Source organism: Streptomyces sp. NPDC006265 (assembly GCF_040613555.1).
Taxonomy (GTDB): domain Bacteria; phylum Actinomycetota; class Actinomycetes; order Streptomycetales; family Streptomycetaceae; genus Streptomyces.
Genome location: NZ_JBEXSH010000407.1, coordinates 1 through 7838 on the forward strand (window position 1 = coordinate 1; position 7838 = coordinate 7838).

Below are 7838 nucleotides of genomic sequence, written 5' to 3' on the forward strand. Positions count from 1 at the left end.
CTCGCCTCCGCGCTCGGCGTGGCCCGGCTGCACCGGCGCGGCGCCCTGCCCGCCGGTACCGCCCCGGGGGCCGCCGCGCCGGTGGGGGACAGGAGCAGGGCGTGACCAGCAAAAACCTGCTCACCGACCACCCCGCGCTGTACGAGGCGCGGTTCCCCGACACCGAGCGGCTGGCCGCCCGGTGGACCGAGGACTGCCTGCGCCGCCACGGGGCCGGGCCGCGGGTCCTGGACATGGGCTGCGGCACCGGCCGCGATGCCGCGCACCTGCACGGGGCCGGCCGGACGGTGACCGGCGCCGACCTCTCCGAGGCGATGCTCGCCCACGCCCGCGCGCACCACCCCGGACCCCGGTACGTCCGCGCCGACCTGCACGGCTTCGACCTCGGTTCCTTCGACGCCGTGGTCTGCCTGGACAGCTCCCTGCTGTACTGCCACACCAACGACCAGCTCGACGGCTTCCTCGCCTCCTGCCGCCACGCCCTCGCACCGGGCGGCCTGCTCGTCGCCGAGCTGCGCAACGGCGCGTACTTCCTGGGCCGGACCGACCTGCTCGACCGGCCCGCCGTCGACGCCTTCACCTGGCAGGACAGGACCTACCGGTCCCGCACCACGCTGACCGTGGACCGTACGGCCCAACTCCTGCGCCGCACCCGCGTGTGGACGACCGACGACGGTTCCCCGCCCGTCCCGCAGCACTCCGCCTGGCGGCTGCTGTTCCCGCACGAACTGCGGCACTTCCTCGCCGCGCACGGATTCGAGGTGCTCGAACTCCACGACGGCCCCGGCCCGCGCACCGAACCGCCCTGGCGGACGAACGAGTCGCCCGGCGCGGCCGCCGACGGGGACCGGCTGCACCTCGTCGCGCGCCTGCACACCCACTGACACGAAGGACCACTCATGTACGACGAACGCTTTCCCGGCCTGCACCGCCGCGGCTTCCTCGCCGCCGGCACCGGCGCCGCCGTCCTGGCCCTCGCGGGCTGCGCGGGCGGCGGCACGGACGACGAGGCCGCCGGCGGCGACGGACCGCCGAAGCGGGGCGGACGCCTGCGCGCCGCCTTCGCCGGAGGCGGCGCGAGCGAGACCCTCGACCCGCACCTGGCCAACCTTTTCGCCGACGTCGCCCGCGCCAAGGCCCTCTACGACAAACTCGCCGACTACGGCCCCGACCTCGCCGCCCGGCCCCGCCTCGCCGAGAAGTGGGAGCCGAACAAGTCCCTCGACCGCTGGCAGGTCACCCTCCGCGAAGCCACCTTCCACGACGGCAGGCCGGTCACCCCAAAGGACGTCCTCCACAGCTACCGCCGTATCGCCGACCCCGAGAAGACGTTCCGCGCCAAGGCCTCCCTCGAACCCATCGACCTCGACGCCAGCCGCGCCACAGGCGAGAGGACCATCGAGTTCGTCCTCAAGCGCCCCACGGCCGAGTTCCCCAACGTCCTGGCCGCGTTCGGCGCGTACATCGTCCCCGAGAACGCGTCCGACTTCGACAAGAGGCCGATCGGCTCGGGCCCCTTCCGGTTCGTCTCCTTCGCGCCCGGCCGCTCCGCCGTCTTCCGCCGCAACGACGCGTACTGGGACGGCGCCCCGCACCTCGACGAGATCGAGTTCGTCGTCGCCAACGAGGAGTCCGCGCGGGTCAACGCCCTGCTGGGCGGCCAGGTCGAGTACGCCCACGAGCTCAACCCGGCCACCGCCCGCGCCCACGAGGACCGGGGCCGGATCGAGATCGTGCGGCTGCGCAACAGCGCCATGCAGGCGTTCTGCATGAAGACCGACCGGCCGCCCTTCGACGACAGGCGGGTGCGGGAGGCCTTCTTCCTCATCGCCGACCGGCAGGAACTCGTCGACGGCGCCCTGTCCGGCGCGGGCGAGGTCGCCAACGACCTGTTCGGCAAGGGCTACGAGTACTACGCCTCTTCCCTGCCGCAGCGCAGCCAGGACCTCGACCGCGCCCGCGCCCTGCTCAAGCGGGCCGGCGCCGGGAAGCTGAAGGTCACCCTGGACACCTCGGCCGTCGCCGCCGGATTCACCGAGGCCGCCGGCATCTTCCGCGACCAGGCCGCCAAGGCCGGAGTCACGCTCGACGTGCGGACGGGCAGCAAGGACTCCTACTGGAGCGACATCCTCGACGGCGGCACCCTGTGCTGCTACCGCTCCGGGGCCATGCCCATCGAGGCCCACATCTCCCAGCGCCTGCTCACCGACTCCACGACCAACGCCACCAAGTGGCACCACAAGGACTTCGACGCGCAGTACCGGCAGGCCCAGTCCACCCGTGACAAGAGCCAGCGGGCGGCTGTCTACGAGCGGATGCAGCGCCGCCTGTACACCGAGGGCGGCTTCCTCATCTGGGGCTTCGCCGACTGGATCCTCGGAACGGCCCGCAACGTCAGAGGAGTCGAGACCAAGGCCCCCGCCAATACCCTCGACTGGGCCCGCTTCGACAACGTATGGCTGGCATGAGCACAGACACCCGGAAGGCGCGCGGGGCTGCGTCGCTCCGCGGCTGCGCCGCGGTGCGCGACAAGCCACGACGCCGCGGCAGCCGCTCGACGGCCCACCGCGGCACAGCGCACGGCCCGCTGGGCTCCTTCATCGCCCGGCGCCTGACCCTCGGCCTGCTCCAGACCCTGGCCGTCGTCCTCCTGGTCTTCGCCCTCACCGAAGCCCTGCCGGGCGACGCCGCCGTCGCCCTCGCGGGCGATCAGCCCGACCCCGCCCGCATCGCCGCGATCCGCGACGCAATGGACCTGGACCGGCCCGCCCACGAACGGCTGCTGAGCTGGGCCGCCGGCCTGCTGCACGGCGACTTCGGCACGTCCCTGGCCTCCGGCCGGCCCGTGTCCCGGTACATAGCCGAGGGCTTCGGCCCGACCCTGCTGCTGGCCGCGCTCACCCTGGTCCTGCTCGTCCCGCTCGGGTTCGGGCTCGGCGTGCTCGCCGCCCGCCACGAGGGGCGGTTGACCGACCGCCTGGTCAGCTCGCTGACCCTCGCCGTCTACGCCGTGCCCGAGTTCGCGCTCGGAGTGCTGCTGGTGACGGTGTTCGCGCTGAAGCTCGCCTGGCTGCCGCCGACCGCGGTGGGCTACGGCACGGACCTGCTGGGCCACCCGGCCGTGCTCGTCCTGCCCGTACTGGTCCTGCTGTCGCGCCCGGTCTGCTCCCTGTCCCGGCTCGTCCGGGCCGGCATGGTCGACGCCCTGGGCTCGCCCTACGCCGCCCACGCCCGCCGCTACGGCGTCCCCGGCGCCCGCGTCCGCTACGCCCACGCCCTGCCGGGCGCCCTCGCCCCGGCCGCCCAGCAACTCGCCCGTACCGCCGACTGGCTGCTGTGCGGCGTCATCGTCGTGGAGGCGTTGTTCGTGATCCCCGGGCTCGGAACCGTCCTCCTCAACGCCGTCGCCGAACGGGACGTGCCGGTGGTGCAGGGACTGGCGGTCGCGTTCGGCGTGCTGACCGTCGTACTGAATCTGGGCGCGGACGTGGTGGCGTACCGGCTGACGCCCCGGGCGGGGGTGGCCGCATGAGGGCCCCGCGCCGCTTCCTCCTCGGCCTGACGATCGTCGCCGTCCCACTGCTCCTCGCCCTCCTGGGGCCCCTGGCCGCCGGTGAACCCGGTCCCCGCGGCATCTCCTTCACCCCCGGCGACGGCCACTGGCTCGGCACGGACTTCGTGGGCCGGGATGTCTGGCAGCAGGTGCTGCACGGCGGTCGTACGGTCGTGCTGACGGCCCTCGCGGCCACGGCCCTCGCCTACCTCGTCGCGCTGCCGGTCGGTCTCGTCAGCGCAGTCACCCACGCGCGGCGGCTGGAGGAGCTGCTGATGCGGCCCCTGGACGTCCTGCTCGCCGTACCGTCGCTGCTGCTGATCCTGCTGGTGGCGTCGGTGTTCTCGCCCGGCGCCGCGGGGCTCGCGCTGCTCGTCGCGCTGGTGAACGTGCCCGACGCCGCCCGGATCGTCAGGGCCGCCGCGGCCGAGGCGGCCGCCCGGCCCGCGGTGGAGGCCCTGCGCATGCAGGGCGAGACGTGGTGGCGCGTCGCCGTCGGCTACGTCGGCCGCTCGGCACTGCGCACGCTGGCCGCTGACGCCGGCATCCGGCTGACGGGTGTGCTGTACCTGGTGTCGACGGCCGCCTTCCTCGGCGTGGGAGTCGCCACGGACGCCGCCGACTGGGCGGTCATGGTCGACCGCAACCGCACCGGTCTCTTCGTGCAGCCCTGGGCCGTGGTCGTCCCCGCGCTGCTGATCGTCGCCCTGACGACGGGCACCAACCTGCTCTTCGACGCCGCCCTGGCGAAGAGCCCGACAAGGAAGGGACGGCGGCCGTGAACCATGAGACGGACCCGGCGGAGCCCGTCGCCGAGATCAACGACCTGTGTGTCGAGGTCGACGGCCGCACGATCGTCGACGGGCTGCGCCTGCGGGTGCTTCCCGGCCGGGTGACCGCCCTGGTCGGTGCCTCCGGCAGCGGCAAGACCACCACGGGACTCGCGCTGCTGGGGGAGTATCCGGCCGGGGCCCGGGTCACCGGAGAGGTACGCCGGCCGGGCGACGGGCCGGTGGGTTACGTGCCCCAGCATCCGGCCGCCGTCCTCAACCCGGCCCGCCGCGTCAGCGCACTGCTCGACGACATCGCCCGCCCCCACGTACGCCACCTCCCCCGCACCGAGCGCCGTGGGGCGGCTCGCGAACTGGTCCTGCGCGCCATGGCGGACGCCCGACTTCCCGATGCCGTGGACCTGTTGCGCCGCTATCCGCACCAGCTCTCGGGTGGCCAGCAGCAGCGCGTCGTGCTGGCCCAGGCCCTTCTCCTCGGCGCCCGGGTCATCGTCACCGACGAGCCCACCACCGGCCAGGACGTGCTCACCAGGAGCGGCATCGTCGACCGGCTGGCGGCGGTCGCGGCCCGGGGCGTCGCGGTCGTCCTGCTCAGCCACGACCTCGATGTGGTCCGGGCTCTCGCCGACGACGTCCTCGTCCTGCGCGCCGGCCGGGTCGTGGAGTCGGGCCCCGTGCGGCGAGTGTGGGAGGCGCCCCGGCACGAGTGGACGCGGCGGCTGCTCGACGCACGGCGGACGGCATCGCCCGAGGAGGCACCTGCCGGCACCGGGCAACCCGTCCTGGAAGTACGGGACATGACCGCCGTACACGAGGGCGGGACCCCCGTCCTGAGCCTCTCGCGCCTGGCCCTGCACCGCGGTGAATGCCTGGCCGTCGTAGGCCGTTCCGGCAGCGGCAAAACCACCCTCGCCCGCTGCCTCGCGGGCCTCCACCGGGACCACGACGGCGAGATCCTGCTCGACGGCACCGCACTGCCGCGCAGCCTGCGCCATCGCAGCAGGGCGCAACTCGCCGCCGTGCAGTACGTGTTCCAGGACTCCCGGGCCGCCTTCGACGAGCACCGGCCCGTCCTCGCCCAGGTCGCCCGCACCGCCGTCCGGCTGCGCGGCACCGACCAGGAGAGCGCCACCGCCGAGGCCCGCACCACCCTCGCGCGCCTCGGACTCGCGGACGAGCTCACCCGCCGCCCCGGCGAGCTCTCCGGCGGCGAACTCCAGCGCGCCGCCCTCGCCCGCGCCCTCCTCGCCCGGCCCCGGGTCCTGATCTGCGACGAGATCACCTCAGGCCTCGACACCGTGACCCGCCGCGGCCTCCTCGACCTGCTCACGACCCTGGTCCGTGACCACGCCGACCTCGCCCTCGTCCTCATCACCCACGACCTGGACACGGCCGCACTCGCCCACCGCATCGCCGTACTCGACGCCGGTGAACTGGTCGAGCACGGCCCGGCCCGGCGGGTCCTGACCGAGCCCCGGCACCCGCTCACCGTCGCTCTCCGGGAGACGATCGCCCGTCCCGGCACGTATACCCGGGCATGAACCGAAGCGCGCCACGCCCGTTACGAGTTGAACGAAAGCACGGCCCTGTGATTAGGGTGCGGGCGATGTTCTGCGCGCACCCCACTCCTTTACTCCCGGCCAGACGAGGCACCCTCGCACCGAGTCGCTCCGGGAGGCCCCGTGAGTGACACGGTGACCACGGTCGGCCCGGACGCCGAAGCGGGCCGGGCGGCGCAGACGAAACAGGCACAGGCGGAACAGGCGCACACGGAACGTACGCACACGAAACAGCCGGACGTGGCGCCCCGACCGGCCCGTCCGCGGGACGCGTTCTTCGACAACGCCAAGTACCTCGCGATCGTGCTCGTGGCAGTGGGGCACGCCTGGGAGCCACTGCGCCAGGGCAGCAGGGCCGTCACCGCCCTCTACATGCTCGTCTACGCCTTCCACATGCCGGCGTTCATCATCATCTCCGGCTACTTCTCACACACCTTCGACGGCAGCCCGGCCCGCCTCAAGCGCCTGGTCACCGGCGTCGTCGTCCCGTACGTGGTGTTCGAGACGGCGTACACCCTGTTCACCCGCTGGACCAGCCAGGACCCCGACCGCCCGGTCAGCCTGCTGGACCCCCTGTACCTCACCTGGTTCCTCGCGGCGCTGTTCGTCTGGCGACTGACCACGCCGCTCTGGCGGCTGGTGCGATGGCCGCTCCCGCTCGCCCTGGCCGTGGCGATGGCGGCGACGACCGCACCGTCCATCGGCCACGACCTCGATCTGCAGCGCACCCTGCAGTTCCTGCCGTACTTCGTGTTCGGTCTGCTGCTGCGGCCGGAGCACTTCCGGCTGGTGCGGCGACGCACGGTACGGATCCTCGCCGTGCCGGTGGCCTTCTGCGCCCTGGCGGTGGCGTACTGGGCGGTCCCGCGGATGGACTACGCCTGGTTCTTCCACGCCGACAGCGCCCCGGAGCTCGGCGTCCCCCTCTGGTACGGGCCCCTGATGACCCTGGCCGCCTTCGGCTGCTCCCTCGTCCTGGTCGGCTGCTTCCTCGCCTGGGTGCCCGGACGCCGGACCTGGTTCACCGCGCTGGGCGCCGGCACCCTGTCCGGCTATCTGCTGCACGGTTTCGTCGCACAGGCCGCGAAGTACGGGGGCTGGTACGAGCCGGCCTGGGTCCGCGGGCCCGCCGGCGTGATCACCGCCACCCTGGTCGCGGCCCTGGTCGTGACGGCCCTGTGCACACCGTCTGTACGACGGTTCTTCCGCTGTGTGACGGAGCCCCGCATGGCGTGGGCCTTCGGCGGCACGGGCGCCACCCGGGCCGGTGCCCGTCGGGCTGCGTCCTGATCGCCCAGCCCGCACGCTGGAAGGACAGCACACCTTGTCCGCGAGGGAGCACCGGCATGGCGAAAGGCCGCAACGAGGGCGGAAAGCCGAAGAAGGGCGACAAGGTCACCTGGAGCAGTCATGGCAGCCGCACCGAGGGCGAGGTGGAGCGGGAGATCACCGAACGGACCGAGGCATCCGGCCGCACGGTCGACGCCTCGTCGGACGACCCGCAGTACGAGGTGCGCAGCGACAAGTCCGGCAGGACCGCGGTGCACAAGCCGTCCGCGCTCAAGAAGAAGAAGTGAGGCGGCGTGGACGACGGGGAGCGCGAGGAGACCTGGAACGACGTCCGTGAGCTGGTGAACATGACACCGGCCGACCTGGAGAAGTGGCTGGAGTCCGACGATTCGCGCAGCGCCGGACAGCACCAGGACGGGGGCGAGCCACTGGGCACGCCTCCGGCCGGCGGATCGTGGCGATCCTGCGGGCCAGGAAGAGCGACCTCATCGACGACGACTACCGGCACATGCGCAAGGTCGTCGGCCACGTCCGTCGCCACCTGGCCCAGCGGCCCTCCGGGGACGTACGGGACTCACGGTGGCGGTACTCCCTGATGAACTGGGGCCACGACCCGCTCGGCGGGTGACGGCCCGGCCGGGGGGC

Annotated in this window: 7 protein-coding genes and 1 pseudogene; all 8 read left to right on the top strand. The window is 73.2% G+C overall.

Features of this window, described 5'->3' with window-relative positions; genetic code table 11:
• Positions 1-101 precede the first annotated feature (101 nt).
• The 8 genes and pseudogenes from ABZ281_RS28355 to ABZ281_RS28390 all read left to right on the top strand — a co-directional run bounded on the left by ABZ281_RS28355 (position 102) and on the right by ABZ281_RS28390 (position 7821).
• Entirely contained in the window at positions 102-884 is a 783-nt protein-coding gene (locus ABZ281_RS28355) for a class I SAM-dependent methyltransferase (RefSeq protein ID WP_356659947.1), read from the top strand.
• Positions 885-899: 15 nt separating this feature from the next.
• On the top strand, positions 900-2468 hold the full coding sequence (locus tag ABZ281_RS28360; RefSeq protein ID WP_356659949.1) for an ABC transporter substrate-binding protein: 1569 nt from the start codon (positions 900-902) through the stop codon (positions 2466-2468).
• 131 nt (positions 2469-2599) lie between these two features.
• On the top strand, positions 2600-3532 hold the full coding sequence (locus ABZ281_RS28365) for an ABC transporter permease (RefSeq protein ID WP_356659957.1): 933 nt from the start codon (positions 2600-2602) through the stop codon (positions 3530-3532).
• Positions 3529-4335 carry an ABC transporter permease subunit gene (locus ABZ281_RS28370; protein ID WP_356659951.1) on the top strand — a complete coding sequence of 269 codons (807 nt, stop codon included), beginning with the start codon at positions 3529-3531 and terminating at the stop codon, positions 4333-4335. Before ABZ281_RS28365 ends, ABZ281_RS28370 begins: the two co-directional genes overlap by 4 nt.
• A complete protein-coding gene (locus tag ABZ281_RS28375; protein WP_356659953.1) occupies positions 4332-5885 on the top strand; it encodes an ATP-binding cassette domain-containing protein in 1554 nt (517 codons plus the stop codon). The genes ABZ281_RS28370 and ABZ281_RS28375 overlap by 4 nt, the downstream gene beginning before the upstream one ends.
• Before the next feature lie 258 nt (positions 5886-6143).
• Positions 6144-7193, top strand: coding sequence for an acyltransferase family protein (locus ABZ281_RS28380; protein ID WP_356659959.1), 1050 nt, complete (start codon positions 6144-6146; stop codon positions 7191-7193).
• Positions 7194-7249: 56 nt separating this feature from the next.
• Positions 7250-7480 (top strand): DUF2945 domain-containing protein, encoded by a 231-nt coding sequence (locus ABZ281_RS28385; RefSeq protein ID WP_356659955.1) that lies wholly within the window; start codon positions 7250-7252, stop codon positions 7478-7480.
• 6 nt (positions 7481-7486) lie between these two features.
• Positions 7487-7821: pseudogene (locus ABZ281_RS28390) on the top strand (DUF3140 domain-containing protein).
• Positions 7822-7838 lie beyond the last annotated feature (17 nt).